The following is a 14,418-nucleotide window of genomic DNA, read 5'->3' as shown; positions in this document are numbered from 1 at the left end:
GTTTTGGTTTAGCCGATAACCATAAGGAATAATTTTCTTTGAGGTATCGGTTCATGTCGTTAAAAAAATCATCCCTGATTGTCTTTTTCTCGCTGCTTTTCTTCTTTATCGCCAGCACCCTCACCAGCGTTGGCCTCATCATCAAAAGTAATAACTCCCTGGATAACGTGAACAAAGAGATCCAGGTGGTGCTGTCAATTATTGATCCCATCAACCATAGCCGCACGCTGCGCGTCCGGGTGATGGAGTATGTGAAGATGGTAGAGGCGGGCGCATCAGCGGATGAATCTGCGAAGCTTGCCGCAGTAAAAGAGGCACTGACCAAAGCCGATCGCGCCTTTGCTGCCTTTATGGCGTCTCCCCGTCTGACCGATGAAGCGCCGCTGGTAAGCGCTTATCAGGATGCCTGGCAGAATTACCGTAACCAGGGGCTGGCACCGCTCATTGATGCTGCCGCCGCGCACGATATTGCCAAATTCAATGCCCTGATACCGGAAGTCTCGCGCCTCGATCGTCAGTATGAGATTGTCCTCGACCAGGTTCTGGCCGTACATCAGGCCTATGCAAAAAGCCTGAACGAAGATGCGAGCAGTAACTTTGTTTCTGGCCTGGCGATTATCGCCGCTATCGCACTGCTGTTTGTGCTGGTGATTGTCGCCGTCAGCCTGCTGATGAAACGCCTTGTTCTGGCACCGGTTAATCTGGCACGTGAACATTGCAGCCAGATTGCCGCAGGCAAACTCGATATTCCGGTGCCTGTGAAGGGGAATTCCGGCAATGAAATTGATCACCTGATGGGCTCTATGGAGCAGATGCGCCAGGCGCTGCTGGCAACCATCGCCCAGGTGCGTGACGCGAGTCATACCGTGACCCATGCCGCACAAGAGATTGCCTCCGGGAATATCGACCTGGCTTCGCGCACCGAACAGCAGGCTTCTGCGCTAACCCAGACGGCGGCCAGCATGGAAGAACTGAGCGCGACCGTCGCCAATAACACCGATAACGTCTATCAGGCCGGAAAACTGGTGCAGGACGCGGTGAAAAATGCCCACACCGGGGAGGCCGTCACGCGTGAAGTGATTGAAACGATGAATACCATCGCCGCGAACTCGAAGCGCATCGAGGACATCACCAGCGTGATCAACAGCATCGCTTTCCAGACCAACATTCTGGCGCTTAACGCGGCGGTAGAAGCGGCGCGCGCCGGTACCCAGGGGCGTGGTTTCGCCGTGGTAGCCAGCGAAGTTCGCACGCTGGCGCAGAAAAGCGCGGTGGCGGCCAAGGACATCGAAAGCCTGATTGCCCAGTCGGTTTCCAGCGTCAAAAACGGTGCCGAACTGGTGGGGCGCTCAGGGGAGGTCATTGACTCGATTATCAGTTCCGTCAATAAAGTGAACACGCTGATGGAGCAGATCTCTGTGGCCTCTGAAGAGCAAAGCCGCGGGATTAGTCAGGTCGGGCAGGCAGTGACGGAGATGGATGGCGTGACCCAGCAGAACGCCGCGCTGGTGCAACAGTCCGCCGCGGCGGCCGCGTCGCTGGAAGAGCAGGCCCAGCAGCTCACGCGGAGTATTTCGAGTTTTAGTTTGCCAGTGCAGGCTTGATATTATTGTGGATTGTAAGCCGGGTAAGCGTAGCGCCACCCGGCAATAAACGCGGCTAACTTGTTGGTTTCAGCTTAATTTTGCCAAGTGTTTTGATTCAAAAACCGGTGTGACGGGCATTATCTTTGGCGATGTTTCGCTGATAGCCGATGTAGCCGAAGGCATACCAGTAGCGCCGGGCATAAAAAGAAAATTAATCCTGTCAGGAATGCGTCATCCCCATGAAAATGCAGTATGGCATTAAAAAATACGCCAGCAGCCACGCCGACCACTAATAAAAATATAAACACCCAAACAGTGTGGTACCAGAGGATATAATTCGTCAGTCTGCCTATCATTACTGGATTGCTCCTTTTTAATGTGTCTGTTTCTATTTCCTGCTGCAGGGTATGACGCTATGAATAATAGACAGAGATGTAATGATTACAAACTTTTAACTAAAAATAGTTAATTAAGACTCGCTTTAGATTCTTGTTAAATAGAAGGTTTTTTGGGTGATTATAGGAATAGTCTCAACAACTGGAATAGGGCATTTAAAAAGCATCAATATCAAACCTGCTGAATAAATAACCTGATTTAAGAGCGCGAATAGATCGGCATTATTACGGGTTCTAATTTTTATGCTGTTTCCATTCGTCAGTCGCGAAAAGCGTAAACCACATTGACTACGATGTTTTTAAAAATTTTTAGCAATATTTTTGTTCCTCATCCGTCTACCTCATCACAAGCCATAATCAGTTACTGTAAACGAGGTCAACACCATGAGAGAGTTTGATATGCACGGCAGAGGTCACGGGCGCGGATTCGGTCGCCACCGTATGGGCAAGGGCTTAGTCATCGGCGCGGTCATTTTTATCGTGCTCGGCCTGCTGGTGATGTCCCTGTGGAACGCCTTACTCCCGGCGATCCTCGGCGTGAAAGCCATTGGCTTCTGGCAGGCGCTGGGCATTTTGATATTGAGCCGGATCCTGTTTGGTGGTCTGGGGTTCCGTCCGGGTATGTTTGGTGCGCACCGCCGGATGCACGAACGCTGGATGAACATGACGCCCGAACAGCGTGAAGCGTTCATGCAGCAGCGCCGGGAAGGATTTGGGCGCCATGGTCGCGGGCACTGTGGCTGGCACGGCCACCGTGACGACAAGCGTGAAGACAACGCGCCAAAAGCGCCGGACGCAGAGTGAGCGAGATGAAAACCGGGGAGGCGGGCGGATCCTTGCTGATGTCGGCGGTTAATGCCTGCCGCGCCCGGCTGAGTGCCTTTATTCGCGGAAGAACCCCGGTACGTGACGACGCCGACGATATTTTGCAGGAGATCACGTATCAGCTGATGAAGGTGGAACAGCCGGTCGAAAACGTTGCCGCGTGGCTGTTTCGCGCGGCGCGAAATGAGATGACCGACCGGGCGCGGAAAAAGCGTGAAGTGTCGCTCTCCGGTTATTTCAGCTTCACAGGCGAGGAGGATGACGATTTTCCGGAAGATGAGATCGCTGAAACCCTGTTCGGCGTTCCGCATACCCCGGAAGAGGAGTACCTCAAAACGCTGCTGTGGGAAGAGCTGGGGCAGGCGCTGGCTGAACTGCCCGCAGCGCAGCGCGAGGTCTTTGAGAAGACGGAGCTACATGGCTACAGCATCAAATTGCTGGCCGGGGAAACCGGGGTTAGCGAGCAGGCGTTATTATCGCGTAAGCATAAGGCCGTGCTGTTCCTGCGCACGCGATTGCGGGATGTGTATGACGCGCTGACAGGGGGGTAATGTTCCCGGCAGACAAAACCTTACACTGTCGGGACTTGTAGATTCATCACTATCGTTTATGATCGGGGCGTCTTGTTATTTTGGAACGTTATGCGCAACCGTCAGCTTCTCGGTAAATGGCTTCTGATAATCACGTGTCTGGCAATGGCAATTTGCCTGGTTCAGCGTGCGGTTTATCTCAACCATTTTTTACAGGGGCTGGATCCTCAGGTGCAAACGCTCATGATGGCTGACGCCCCGGGTCAGGAGGCTGAACAGCCCGGCCCGTCGCCGTGTCAACTTGGCGCACAGTCTTTGCTTTGCGCCCAGCCGCTGTTTTTTGACGGTGCGCTACCGGCGATTATTATCTTCTTCGCTCTGCTGCAGTTGTTTACCCAACGGCGCACATTTCTCTCCAGGGAGCAGCCTGTCCAGGCACCGCCTCCCCGAATACACCTCAAAAACTGCGTTTTCCGTGAATGAAAAACATCGTCACCACACGATAATTTTCACTATTCACGGAGTAAAACATGGTTAACCTTTTCAGGGGACTCTTCCTCCTGTGGCTGTCCTGCATGGGTATTGCTCATGCGGCAGATACGGGCTGGCTGGTGTCACCGCAAAACGATCACGCCCGCATCCGCTTTCAGGCTGAGCGGGATCACGACCGCATCATCGGCCTGCTCAGCGTCGAGCTGCAGCCCGGCTGGAAAACCTACTGGCGTTCGCCGGGCGAGGGCGGCGTGGCCCCGAAAATCAGCTGGCCACAGGGCGTTAAGGATACCTGGTACTGGCCGGTTCCTTCCCGCTTTGATATCTCGGGCCTGACGACCCAGGGCTACCACGATAGCGTCACGATCCCCATCACGATCGCCGGGACGGACGCGGATGTGCTCGACGCCACGCTTACGCTCTCAACCTGCAGCAACGTCTGTCTGTTGACGGACTATAAGCTGCATCTGGATTTCCGCACGCCAGCGGATGCGGGCTTCCGTACGGCATTTGAAGACGCGATGCGTTCAGTACCCGGTGCGTCAGGCGTGTCGTCAGACTTCAGCGCCTGGTTATCAGACGGCAAGCTGATGATGACGGGCACGACGGAAGGCGAATGGGTCAATCCTGGGATCTATTTTGACCCGCTGGAGGGTGACATTCTGCCCGGTGAACCGGTGATTAAGCACACCGGAAACCGGCTTCAGATCGCGGTTCCGGTCACCGATGAGTGGGGCGATAAACCCACGACGCTTGCGGGGAAAACGCTGTCATTTGTCGTCACCAACGGCGATAAAGCCCAGCAAACGCAACTGACCGTAGGCGCAGCCCCTGCAGACGCGGTGCAGAGTGCGCCAGCGGGAACAGTCAAAATGCTGGCCTTTGCTCTGCTGGGCGGGCTGATCCTGAACCTGATGCCCTGCGTATTGCCGGTAATGGGCATGAAGCTCAGCAGCGTCCTGCAGGCGGGTACGGACACGCGGAAAATCCGGCTGCGTTTTCTGGCGACCAGTGCGGGTATTCTGACCTCCTTTATGCTGCTGGCCACAATGGTGACCGTTCTGAAACTCACCGGTGCGTCGCTGGGCTGGGGCATCCAGTTCCAGAACCCGTGGTTTATTGGGCTGATGGTTGCCGTGACCTTTATCTTCGCGCTGAACCTGTTTGGTGCGTTTGAGCTGTTTCTGCCTTCCGCCGCCACCGGACGGCTCGCCACAACGGGCGGAACCGGACTGACGGGCAGCTTCTGCGAAGGCGTGTTTGCCACGCTGCTTGCCACGCCGTGTTCCGCGCCGTTCCTCGGTACGGCCGTGGCCTTTGCGCTGGGCGCACCGCTGCATTCCCTGTGGCTTATCTTCCTGATGCTCGGGGTGGGCATGAGCTTGCCGTGGCTGTTCGTGGCGCTGATCCCCAAAACCGCCTTGTTGCTGCCAAAACCTGGCCGCTGGATGAATACCCTGAAGGTGATTCTGGGGGGGATGATGCTGGCCTCCAGCCTGTGGCTGGTGACGTTGCTGAGTCTGCATCTGGGCGAGATGTTCAGCCACATCCTCATGCTGCTTCTGATTGTGGTCGCCATTGTGGTCTATGCCCTTCGCGGTCAGACATCATCGCCGCTGTTCTGGGTGGTGGTGATTGCGCTGGCCGTATTCGGGGGCTATCAGCTGCGCGGGATAGTGAACGCAACGCCGGTAACCACGGCTGAGAATAGCGAACAGACGATCCCGTGGCAGCCGCTCAGTGAGGAGGCAATCAGCGATGCGCTTGCGCAGGGGAAACGGGTGTTTGTGGATATCTCGGCGGACTGGTGTGTCACCTGCAAGGTGAATGAGCACCGGGTGCTGAATCAGCCGGAGGTTATCGCCGCGCTGCGCCAGCCGGATGTGGTGGCGCTACGCGGAGACTGGAGCCAGCCATCAGAGACGATTGCGGCGTTTCTGAAATCACGCAATCGCTACGCCATCCCGTTTAACCAGGTGTATGGCCCTGGAACGCCGGAGGGCGACATCCTCTCGCCATTGCTGGACAAACGCACCCTGATGACCACCCTGAACAAAGCAAAAGGCTAACGCTGTTATGAAAAAAATCCTTATTACGTTTCTGCTGTTTTTCGCGTCAGCCCAGGTGATGGCGGCGGACCCGATCACCCCGGATCAGGAGCAACGCGCTCAGAAGCTGATCTACGATTTTCTGTTTAACGACCCAGATTCGCCGCGTATCGGTGCCAAAAATCCAACGCTGACGCTGGTGGTGTTTACGGACTACAACTGTCCATACTGCAAAAAATTCGATCCGTATCTGGAGAAGATCGTTGAGAAACATCCGCAGGTGGCCGTGGTGTTTAAGTTTCTGCCGTTCCGTTCGGAAAGTTCGCTAACCGCCGCGCGCGACGCGTTAACCGTCTGGCGTTCACACCCTGAGCAGTTTATGAAGTTCAACGAAACCCTGATGGCGAAAAAAGGGTATCACGATGACGCCAGCATTCAGGAGGCGCAAAAGCGCGCGGGCGTGAATGTTGCAACGCCGGATGATACGAGCCTGGTCACGGTAAAACGCAGCCTGATCATCGCAGAAAAACTGGGTATTCAGGGGACACCGGCCACGCTGATTGGCGAAGGGCTGTTACCCGGCTGGGTGCCTTTCGAACAGTTTGATGAAATGGTCACCGATGCACTGAAAAACCGCTAACCTGAAGGGGGCCTCAGGCCCCCGAACAAACCGGAGAGGGACATGAAAAAATTACTGTTACTTTCGCTGCTGACCGCGTCAGGGCTGGCGCAGGCTGCGGATGCTATACCTGATGTCGTGAAGACCTTTAGCGAGCAGCAGGAGATTACGATCCTCAAGAAGATCGACGTGCCCGGTGGTGCACCCGCCTGGCTGGGACAATATCAGGACATGGGAGTGACGCTCTTTCTCACGCCTGACGGAAAGCACGTTATTTCGGGTTATCTCTATGACGAGAAGGGTAAAAACCTCAGCGAGGGTATTTTCCAGAAAGAGATCTACGCCCCGATGGGACGCGAAATGTGGAAACAGCTTAACGCTGCGCATCCCCTGAAAGAGGGGCCGGATAACGCGCCACGCAAAGTGTTTGTCTTCGCCGACCCGTTCTGCCCGTACTGCAAGGCATTCTGGTCAGAAGCACAGCCGTGGGTGACGGCGGGTAAAGTGCAGCTCAATACGCTGCTGGTGGCGTTCCTCAACCCAAACAGCGGCCGTAACGCATCTGCGATCCTGAATGCAAAAGATCCGGTTACGGCGTGGAAGGAGTATGAACTGTCCGGCGGTAAAAAACTGCCTAAACCGGAAGGCACCGCCTCGCGTGAAACCGTGGCGATACTGCAAAAACACCAGGCGTTAATGGACAGTCTGGGGGCGAATGCCACACCGGCCATTTATTATCTCAATGACAAGAATGAGCTCCAGCAGGTTGTCGGTATGCCGGACGCGAAGCAGCTTGAGGCGATGTTCGGGCCGAAGCCGTAAAAAATCAGGCAGAAACGGGGCGTTTCTGCCTGACTGTACTTAGCTTCCCCAGCGTCCTTTCAGGTAGTTTACCGCCTGCTGCGTCTGCGGCTGGTTGAGGTAATCTTCGCGGAACAGGATCGTGCCATTCACGTTCGGCAGGGAGTCGTTGAGATCGAGCTGTTTTTTCAGCTCCGGCACGCCGCCCTGAATCGTCCAGTCCGGCTCATTTCTCGACGGCTCGCCCACTTTATAGAACGCAATGCCGATGTACAGACGGGTATGGGTCGGTTTCACCACGTCGGCCCACCATTTGGTCAGCACGTCATAGCGTGCCGCATCGCGGGAGAAAGGCCAGTAGATTTGCGGGGCAATGTAGTCCAGCAGCCCCTGTTGCACCCACTGACGGGTGTCAGCGTAGGATTCATCATACGCCGCCGCGCCACGGGTGTCGGATCCTGCCGGGTCAAAGGAGCGGTTACGCCAGACGCCCGCCGGGCTGACGCCAAATTCAACCTGCGGTTTTGTCTGTTTGATCGCCCGAGAGACCTGCACAATCAGCTGCTGCGTATTGTGGCGACGCCAGTCGGCTTTGGAGCTAAACCCCTGGCCGTATTGTCTGTAGGTCTGCGCATCATTCAGCGTTGAGCGGGGCGATTCGGCATAAAAGTAGTCATCAAACTGCACGCCGTCTATCGGGTAGTTCGCCACCACCTCGGTCACCACCCGGGTTATCCAGTCACGCACCTCCGGGATGCCCGGGTCGAGCACAAACCGATCGCCTGCGATGCGAACCCACTCAGGGTGCTGCACATAGACGCTGGACGGTTGTTGGTATGAGGTGCGGTTCAGCGCGGCGATGGTTGACGGTTTGGTATTGGTTGAAACGCGATAGGGGTTGAACCAGGCATGAACTTTCATCCCACGCTTGTGGGCTTCATCGAGCATAAACTGCAGCGGATCGTAGCCCGGATACTCGCCAATATTGCCGGTAAGCATATCTGACCACGGCAGGATTTTGGACGACCAGAGCGCGGTGCTGTCCGGTTTTACCTGGAAAAACACCGTGTTAATTCCCAGGCGTTTCAGATTGTCGAGTTTGTCGATCAGCGCCTGTTTTTGCATCGCAATACGCTGGTCAGCACTGCGGCCATTCACCGACGCGACCGGCGGCCAGTCGAGACGGGAGACAGTTGCCAGCCAGATCCCACGCATCGGCTCGTTTGCCTGCTGCGTCGGTTTGCCTGGGGTCGGGAGCGGTGTGACCAGCGACTTTGGGGGTTTTGAGGAGCAACTAACAAGTAAAAGCGCGCAGCCAAGCAGCGCACCAGTCCGTTTTACATGTCGCATCATTTGCGTATTAGCTCTTGGTTATCCGACTATTGGCCCAGGGGTTAAAGGCGGGCGCCTCGCGTTCAGCGGTCCCGTTATCATTGAGGGAATCAAGATACAGGGCCTCGACCTCCGCGCGTGCCCAGGGGGTACGGCGCAGGAATTTCAGGCTCGACTTCACGCTTGGGTCATTTCTGAAACAGTTAATTTTGATTCGATCGCCCAACTCGCGCCAGCCATATCGCGCCACCAGGGCATTGACCATCATCTCCAGCGTAACGCCATGCAAAGGATCTTTGGAAATATGTGCAGTCATAGGCGTCCGGTGTCTCGATTTTCAGGGGATTGGGGTAAACGCTGAAAGGGTACAAGAAAGCAGGGGAAGCGGCAATTTAAGCTTGCGTTTCTTCACCCGGTGGGGCGAAGAAACGACGACAATGGTCTATTTTTTATCGCTGAACAGCTCCGGCGCCCACGGTGTGGGATCAACCTCCATGAACGGCGCCCGTTCAAACCGCGCCTTCAGCGCCCACGGCACCGTGCAGTCGAAGATAGTCTTGCAGGAAATGCCGTTTCCACGGATCGAGGTGCTGTAGTCCGGCGACTGCGACGGATCCAGCTGGTGGCCGCGGATCCCCGGAAGCGTGGTAATGCTCACATCGCCCTGCATGCGGGTGGTCATTGCCCACAGGATGTCGTCACTGTCGAAGATATCCACGTCTTCATCCACGAGGATAATGTTTTTCAGCTCGGAATAGGTGGCCAGGGCGATAAGTGCCGCCTGGCCCTGACGTCCTTCGTCTGACGGCTGGCGTTTTTTCACCTGTAAAATGCCGAGAAATTTACCGCCTCCGGCGGTGTGGGCGTAAACGTTTTGCAGAAAGCCGGGAATGGCCTCTTCGACCGCGTTGCGAATGCTGGCCTCGGTCGGCAAACCGGCAAGCGTGGTGTGCTCTTCGCCCGGGCCCACCAGCGTCTGCAGGATCGCGTGGTTTCGCATCGTCACGGCTTTCACTTTGATCACCGGCAGAGACGGATTCGCCTCGCCGCAGTAGCCCGGGAACTCCGGCATGGCGTGGCCGGTGTTGGTGTGCTGATCTTCTCTTACGCGCACGCCGGGAAGCAGTTCGCCCTCGATGATGATTTCCGCCCGCGCGATCGCTTTCTCTTTTACCGCCACGCCCTGTACCAGCTCCACCGGTTGCTGGCGTAATGCCCCGGCGACGCCAAGCTCGTTGTAACCGAATGGCGTGGTTGGCGCTTCGAAACAGGCCCCAATGTAGATAGCCGGGTCAAGTCCCATATTGATGGTTACCGGCAGCGGTTTGCCCGCCGCTTCGGCCTTCTTGCGAAAGACTTCGATATGGCGACCGGCGGCAAGGAACATAGAGAGTTCATCTCGCTCCTGCACACAGAGACGGTGAATGGTCACATCGGTCAGCGAGGTATCTTCCGGATCGCTTGCCAGTACCAGCCCCAGACAGAAGAACGGGCCTGCATCAATCGGCGTGTTGGTCGGGGCCGGGAGCAGCTTACGCAGGTCAAAGTCCGGATCGTCGGCGTAAAAGACCTGTTCCTGACACGGTGCCTGCGAGGCCGGAACCACCACCGGTGCAACCGGGTTTTTCACCGCCTGACCAACGTGCTTCGCCAGCTTCGAGGGTTCACAACCCAGCAGAAGCGCCGCTCTTTCCCGGCTGGCGTGCATACCTACCAGGATGCGGGAGCCAGGGTAGCCCTTCACGCTATTGAACATCATGGCCGGGCCCGTGCGGGTGGGGCGTTTTACGGTACCGCCCGCGCCGATATGGCGGTAGACGCCCGCCAGTTCAGCATTGGGATCTACCGGGTGATCGGTTTCGATATAGTGACCTGGATGGCATTGTAGCAACGCGATGGCGCTTCTGAGATCGTTGATGGGGTTTTGCATGTTTTTCTCCCTTAATGGCTGGCCTCCATTGTTGGGCGAACGACAGATATCATCAATTGCATCATTGATGCTATTTTGATAAGAATTTTGTTATCAAATTTCGCGGGACTTCATCATGCAATTTCGTCTGATGCGTAATTTTCTGGTGGTAGCCGAAGAGCTCCATATGCACCGCGCCGCGGAGCGCCTGAACATGGCGCAACCTGCGCTGAGTCAGCAGATTAAAGCGCTGGAGGCGCGTCTGGGCGTCACACTGTTTAGCCGGGCACATCGTCGCTTAACCCTGACGCCTGCCGGTGACGCGTTTCTGGTCAAAGCCCGGCTGGCAATTGCGATGACCGAGCAGGCCGTGCTGGACGCCAGACAAACCGCTCGTGGCGAACAGGGGGTGTTGAATCTGGGATGTGTATCGAGTGCGATGTTCGACGGTAAGCTGCCTGCTACGCTGCGCCAGCTGCACGAGAACTGGCCCGCGATTGCCATTTCGCTGATGACCGGGAACGTGCAGACGCTTTACGAAGCCGTGCAGACCAACCAGCTGGACGTGGCGATTATCCGGGCTCCGCTGCCTGCGTTACCTGACGATCTGCAATCTCGCCCCTTTACCTCAGAGAAAACGGTGCTGGCACTGCCTCGCCAACACCCCCTGGCCACGTCATCCGCACTGACGCTTTCATCCGTGAAGGACGAAAAGTGGATCTCGCTGCGCGATCCGCAAGGCATGGGGCTGGAACAATATTTCTATGACGCCTGTAACGGTGCGGGTTTCCAGCCGGAGGTGGTGCAGAATGCCACCGACGTGCCCACCGTCATCAGCCTTGTCGCGGCGGGATTTGGTATTGCGCTCTTGCCCGCCTCAGCAAGGGCGGTGAGCGTCGGGAATGTGGTTTACGTCGACATTATTGATCGGCTCAGGGAGAGCGAACTGACGCTGGTTTGTCACCGAATCATTCGTTCTGAAGTCTTAAAAAAATTCCTCACCACCGTTGCTCAGGGTTGACGCCCGGCGGCCAGCAGCAGTTGTTCGCGCAGCCAGGCGTTCGCCGTGTCCTGACTGTTTTTAGGATGCCAGAACATGCTGATGGCGATCGGCTGGAGTGGCAGCGGGGGCGGGAAAATATCGAGCGTGGTGGCGAACTGCTGCAACATGCGTCCCGGTAAGGTGCAAATCAGGTCAGTCCCCGCCACCAGAGGTGGTGCCATGGCATAGCTTTGCGTGGACATCACCACGTTGCGCTGATATCCCAGCCCGGCCAGCGTCTGGTCGACAAAGCCGGTAAATGGATCGCCCTGGGAGGAGACCACCAGATGAGAGAGGGCGCAATACTGCGCCAGATCCAGCGGCCCCGTACCGCGAGGATGCCCTTGCGCTGGGCGGTAGCAAACGCGTCTTCAAACAGTTTGCGTCTGACCCAGCCATCGTGCGCGCCCGCACTCACGCCGATGTAAATATCAACGTCTCCGCTTTCCAGCTGCTGGGGCAGGTTCACCCACTCCGGCAGGGCGAAACGCAGGCGGATCCCCGGCGCTTCACGTCTGATGTGATTCAGCAGTTCAGCCCCAAGTATCAGGGCCGGGTTTTCATGCAGGGCAATGACGAACGTGCGATTGCTCTCGCGGGGGTTAAACCCGGTGGGGGCAAGCATCGCGCTGATGCCACGCAGAACGGCCGCGACCTGAGGCCTCAGCGCCTCGGCTCGGGGTGTGGGCAACACCCCACGTCCATGTGGGGAAGGGATAAACAATGGCTCGCCAAAAATGGCACGCAGGCGCGAAAGACGGGCTGACAGCGCGGGCTGGCTGACCCCCAGACGTGCGGCGGCGTGCGTGATGTTCCGGTCGGTGAGCAGTGCATCCAACGTCAATATCAGGTCAATATCCAGGTCTGAAAATGGCGTCATGTTGTTTTCCGTTGTTTATTTAGCTGTGCTGGCGTCCCGGTTGGTATAGGTAACCGGAACCCAGGCATAGCCCGCGCGTTCGCCTTTGGTGACATAACCGATACCGGGGAACGGCAGGTGTGGCGCGGCAACCAGATCTCTGTTTTTGACAAAGTCGTCAAAGGCCTGCTTACGCACACGGGCTGCTCCGTCCTGATCTTCATCGTAGGCGATGGTCACATCAGGCTGCGGGAACTGTACCGCAGCGACGTGGATAATGTCGCCCACGAAGGTAATTTTCTCGCCTTTACTCTCCAGCGTATAGAAGGCCGAGCCCGGTGTATGGCCGGGGTGAACCGTTCCGGTAATACCCGGCAGCAGCGCTGATGTACCGGTAAACGGCACCACTTTGCCGGCATCAAGGTACGGTTTTAAGGTCTTATGTGCCACATCAAAGTAGTTCTGGTCGTAACCGGTTTTTTTCTGATTCTCTTCATTGAAGAAAAAGTCGATATCCGGTTTCCCCACGAACACGCGGGCGTTGGTAAATACCGCCTTACCGTCCTTTATCAGGCCACCGGAATGATCGGAATGCGCGTGCGTCAGTAAGATTTCCGTGATGTCCTGCGGTTTGATCCCCTGCGTTGCCAGGCTCTCGATTAAACGCCCGCCGTTGCCCGGACCAAAAAGCTGGCCGGAACCGGTATCGACCAGAATTTTGTGTCCCGGCAGCGCAATCAGAAAGGCGTTAATGGAGACCTCAACCGGGTTAGCCTGGAAATTTTTCGCCAGTAACGCATCGGTTTTTTGCTCTGTGGTCCGGCGCAATAGCGTGTGCAGATCCTGCGCGACGCTGCCGTCCGTAAACGACGTAACCAGCACGTCGCCCACCTGAACGCTGTAACCGCCCGCCGGTTGTTTCACCACGTGCTGAGGCGTCTCTGCCAGGGAGTGCAGCGCAGGGTAGAAGAGCAGTGAACTGGTGATGAGCGTAGAGAGGGCAAGTTTCTTGACAGTAAGCATGATGATCTCCTTTAGAAAGTCCTCATCTTACTTATGCATCAAAATTTAAGAACCCGCTCAAAAGTGATAGGACCTATAAATGGGATGGATAGCTCAGTGGGGTGGCCGGGCAACGGCAATACCGTGCCCGGCGGGCAGATTGTTAAGGCTTCCAGCTGTCCGGCGTGGCTTTAGACCATGAGCCATAAGCGGCATTAGGCAGCACAATCCAGTCATTGCCAAAATGCTCTGCGCTTGCCTCAACCAGCTCGCGCTGCTGCTCACTCGGTTTTTTGTTTTTAAACTGCACGGCGAAATCCGGCAGGCTGTCGCCAAACAACATAATGATCTGTTGCTTTTTAAGGATGCTCAGGCGGCGCTCTTCTTTACTCACCGTATCCAGAAGCACGCTGTCGTCCGAGACCTGCGGCAGACCAAGGGATTTTAACGTGTTGATGGTATCTGCTTTATTTTCCTGCATGCGGTCAGAGACATAGTAGATACGCACCTTGCTTTGATTCACATGCTCAAGAAACGCCTTCGCGCCGGGGATCAGGCCGGGTTTTCCCTGTTTTTCCCAGTCGCTCCAGGTATCCCATTGGGTGTAGTCATGGCACTGTTCCATGTCGCGCACCAGCAGCGGGGTGTTGTCGAGCACGGTTTCATCCAGATCCATGACCACCGCGTAATTTTCTGGCGTTTTCAGATCTTTCACTTTCTCGTCAAAACGGCCGGTGGCAAAACGGTACGTCTGCAGCTGAAGCGCCATGATTTCAGCTGACTTCTGCTGGTAGCGCAGCGCCATTTCGTAGGCTTTTGGTTCACACAGTTCATTATTTGCCGCGGTAGCGGTTGCGCTCAACATCGGTACTGCCACCAGTAATGCCTTAGCTATTGAATTCATTATTGTTTCCTTAACACCCTTGTCAAAATGACGAAAGCGTAATGAATTTAAGTGACAGAAAAATGACGGTTGCA

The 14,418-nt window shown here is 56.1% G+C and carries 13 protein-coding genes and 1 pseudogene; 8 read left to right on the top strand and 6 right to left on the bottom strand.

Annotated elements, in window-relative coordinates; translation table 11 throughout:
• Nucleotides 1-53 precede the first annotated feature (53 nt).
• From ACQG22_RS11790 to dsbG, 7 genes are all read left to right on the top strand, one after another.
• Nucleotides 54-1,604, top strand: coding sequence for a methyl-accepting chemotaxis protein (locus ACQG22_RS11790; RefSeq protein WP_023619630.1), 1,551 nt, complete (start codon nucleotides 54-56; stop codon nucleotides 1,602-1,604).
• Nucleotides 1,605-2,365: 761 nt separating this feature from the next.
• The gene (locus ACQG22_RS11785) at nucleotides 2,366-2,785 is read left to right on the top strand and encodes a hypothetical protein (protein WP_013096556.1); all 420 of its coding nucleotides are present in this window, start codon (nucleotides 2,366-2,368) and stop codon (nucleotides 2,783-2,785) included.
• 5 nt (nucleotides 2,786-2,790) lie between these two features.
• Nucleotides 2,791-3,357, top strand: a complete 567-nt coding sequence (locus tag ACQG22_RS11780; RefSeq protein WP_369706527.1) for an RNA polymerase sigma factor — start codon at nucleotides 2,791-2,793, stop codon at nucleotides 3,355-3,357.
• A gap of 90 nt (nucleotides 3,358-3,447) precedes the next feature.
• Nucleotides 3,448-3,819 (top strand): hypothetical protein, encoded by a 372-nt coding sequence (locus ACQG22_RS11775; RefSeq protein ID WP_013096558.1) that lies wholly within the window; start codon nucleotides 3,448-3,450, stop codon nucleotides 3,817-3,819.
• A 47-nt stretch (nucleotides 3,820-3,866) separates the two neighbouring features.
• A complete protein-coding gene (locus tag ACQG22_RS11770) occupies nucleotides 3,867-5,897 on the top strand; it encodes a protein-disulfide reductase DsbD family protein (protein WP_369706475.1) in 2,031 nt (676 codons plus the stop codon).
• A 7-nt stretch (nucleotides 5,898-5,904) separates the two neighbouring features.
• Nucleotides 5,905-6,516 (top strand): DsbA family protein, encoded by a 612-nt coding sequence (locus tag ACQG22_RS11765; RefSeq protein ID WP_023619625.1) that lies wholly within the window; start codon nucleotides 5,905-5,907, stop codon nucleotides 6,514-6,516.
• A gap of 42 nt (nucleotides 6,517-6,558) precedes the next feature.
• Nucleotides 6,559-7,317: a thiol:disulfide interchange protein DsbG gene (gene dsbG / locus ACQG22_RS11760; RefSeq protein WP_316370547.1), complete on the top strand. Its 759-nt coding sequence runs from the start codon at nucleotides 6,559-6,561 to the stop codon at nucleotides 7,315-7,317.
• A gap of 39 nt (nucleotides 7,318-7,356) precedes the next feature.
• On the opposite strand, the gene ACQG22_RS11755 is transcribed toward dsbG, so the two are convergent.
• The 3 genes from ACQG22_RS11755 to ACQG22_RS11745 all read right to left on the bottom strand — a co-directional run bounded on the left by ACQG22_RS11755 (nucleotide 7,357) and on the right by ACQG22_RS11745 (nucleotide 10,558).
• Nucleotides 7,357-8,649, bottom strand: a complete 1,293-nt coding sequence (locus ACQG22_RS11755) for a glycoside hydrolase family 10 protein (RefSeq protein ID WP_045294143.1) — start codon at nucleotides 8,647-8,649, stop codon at nucleotides 7,357-7,359.
• Nucleotides 8,650-8,656: 7 nt separating this feature from the next.
• The gene (locus ACQG22_RS11750; protein ID WP_023619621.1) at nucleotides 8,657-8,944 is read right to left on the bottom strand and encodes a VF530 family DNA-binding protein; all 288 of its coding nucleotides are present in this window, start codon (nucleotides 8,942-8,944) and stop codon (nucleotides 8,657-8,659) included.
• 126 nt (nucleotides 8,945-9,070) lie between these two features.
• Nucleotides 9,071-10,558, bottom strand: a complete 1,488-nt coding sequence (locus ACQG22_RS11745; protein ID WP_048972103.1) for a UbiD family decarboxylase — start codon at nucleotides 10,556-10,558, stop codon at nucleotides 9,071-9,073.
• Nucleotides 10,559-10,673: 115 nt separating this feature from the next.
• Here ACQG22_RS11745 and ACQG22_RS11740 point away from each other — a divergent pair, with 115 nt between their 5' ends.
• Nucleotides 10,674-11,558 (top strand): LysR substrate-binding domain-containing protein, encoded by an 885-nt coding sequence (locus ACQG22_RS11740; RefSeq protein WP_013096565.1) that lies wholly within the window; start codon nucleotides 10,674-10,676, stop codon nucleotides 11,556-11,558.
• Here the strand turns inward: ACQG22_RS11740 and ACQG22_RS11735 are convergent.
• The 3 genes and pseudogenes from ACQG22_RS11735 to ACQG22_RS11725 form a co-directional block, all read right to left on the bottom strand.
• Nucleotides 11,549-12,459, bottom strand: a pseudogene (locus ACQG22_RS11735) (LysR family transcriptional regulator). The gene ACQG22_RS11740 and the pseudogene ACQG22_RS11735 sit on opposite strands and share 10 nt — an antisense overlap.
• Nucleotides 12,460-12,474: 15 nt before the next feature.
• Entirely contained in the window at nucleotides 12,475-13,461 is a 987-nt protein-coding gene (locus ACQG22_RS11730) for an MBL fold metallo-hydrolase (RefSeq protein ID WP_369706476.1), read from the bottom strand.
• A 142-nt stretch (nucleotides 13,462-13,603) separates the two neighbouring features.
• Complete coding sequence (locus ACQG22_RS11725; RefSeq protein ID WP_213381272.1) at nucleotides 13,604-14,344, bottom strand: 5'-nucleotidase, lipoprotein e(P4) family; 741 nt, start codon at nucleotides 14,342-14,344, stop codon at nucleotides 13,604-13,606.
• Nucleotides 14,345-14,418 lie beyond the last annotated feature (74 nt).

This window comes from Enterobacter cloacae complex sp. 309I3, assembly GCF_050031595.1.
In the GTDB taxonomy this organism is placed as follows: Bacteria; Pseudomonadota; Gammaproteobacteria; order Enterobacterales; family Enterobacteriaceae; genus Enterobacter; species Enterobacter cloacae.
This window is presented reverse-complemented; position numbering and strand designations above follow the sequence as displayed.

Coding starts and splice junctions, on each gene's coding strand:
- ACQG22_RS11790 (WP_023619630.1), top strand. CDS start 54: ATGTCGTTAAAAAAATCATCCCTGATTGTCTTTTTCTCGCTGCTTTTC.
- ACQG22_RS11785 (WP_013096556.1), top strand. CDS start 2,366: ATGAGAGAGTTTGATATGCACGGCAGAGGTCACGGGCGCGGATTCGGT.
- ACQG22_RS11780 (WP_369706527.1), top strand. CDS start 2,791: ATGAAAACCGGGGAGGCGGGCGGATCCTTGCTGATGTCGGCGGTTAAT.
- ACQG22_RS11775 (WP_013096558.1), top strand. CDS start 3,448: ATGCGCAACCGTCAGCTTCTCGGTAAATGGCTTCTGATAATCACGTGT.
- ACQG22_RS11770 (WP_369706475.1), top strand. CDS start 3,867: ATGGTTAACCTTTTCAGGGGACTCTTCCTCCTGTGGCTGTCCTGCATG.
- ACQG22_RS11765 (WP_023619625.1), top strand. CDS start 5,905: ATGAAAAAAATCCTTATTACGTTTCTGCTGTTTTTCGCGTCAGCCCAG.
- dsbG (WP_316370547.1), top strand. CDS start 6,559: ATGAAAAAATTACTGTTACTTTCGCTGCTGACCGCGTCAGGGCTGGCG.
- ACQG22_RS11755 (WP_045294143.1), bottom strand. CDS start 8,649: ATGATGCGACATGTAAAACGGACTGGTGCGCTGCTTGGCTGCGCGCTT.
- ACQG22_RS11750 (WP_023619621.1), bottom strand. CDS start 8,944: ATGACTGCACATATTTCCAAAGATCCTTTGCATGGCGTTACGCTGGAG.
- ACQG22_RS11745 (WP_048972103.1), bottom strand. CDS start 10,558: ATGCAAAACCCCATCAACGATCTCAGAAGCGCCATCGCGTTGCTACAA.
- ACQG22_RS11740 (WP_013096565.1), top strand. CDS start 10,674: ATGCAATTTCGTCTGATGCGTAATTTTCTGGTGGTAGCCGAAGAGCTC.
- ACQG22_RS11730 (WP_369706476.1), bottom strand. CDS start 13,461: ATGCTTACTGTCAAGAAACTTGCCCTCTCTACGCTCATCACCAGTTCA.
- ACQG22_RS11725 (WP_213381272.1), bottom strand. CDS start 14,344: ATGAATTCAATAGCTAAGGCATTACTGGTGGCAGTACCGATGTTGAGC.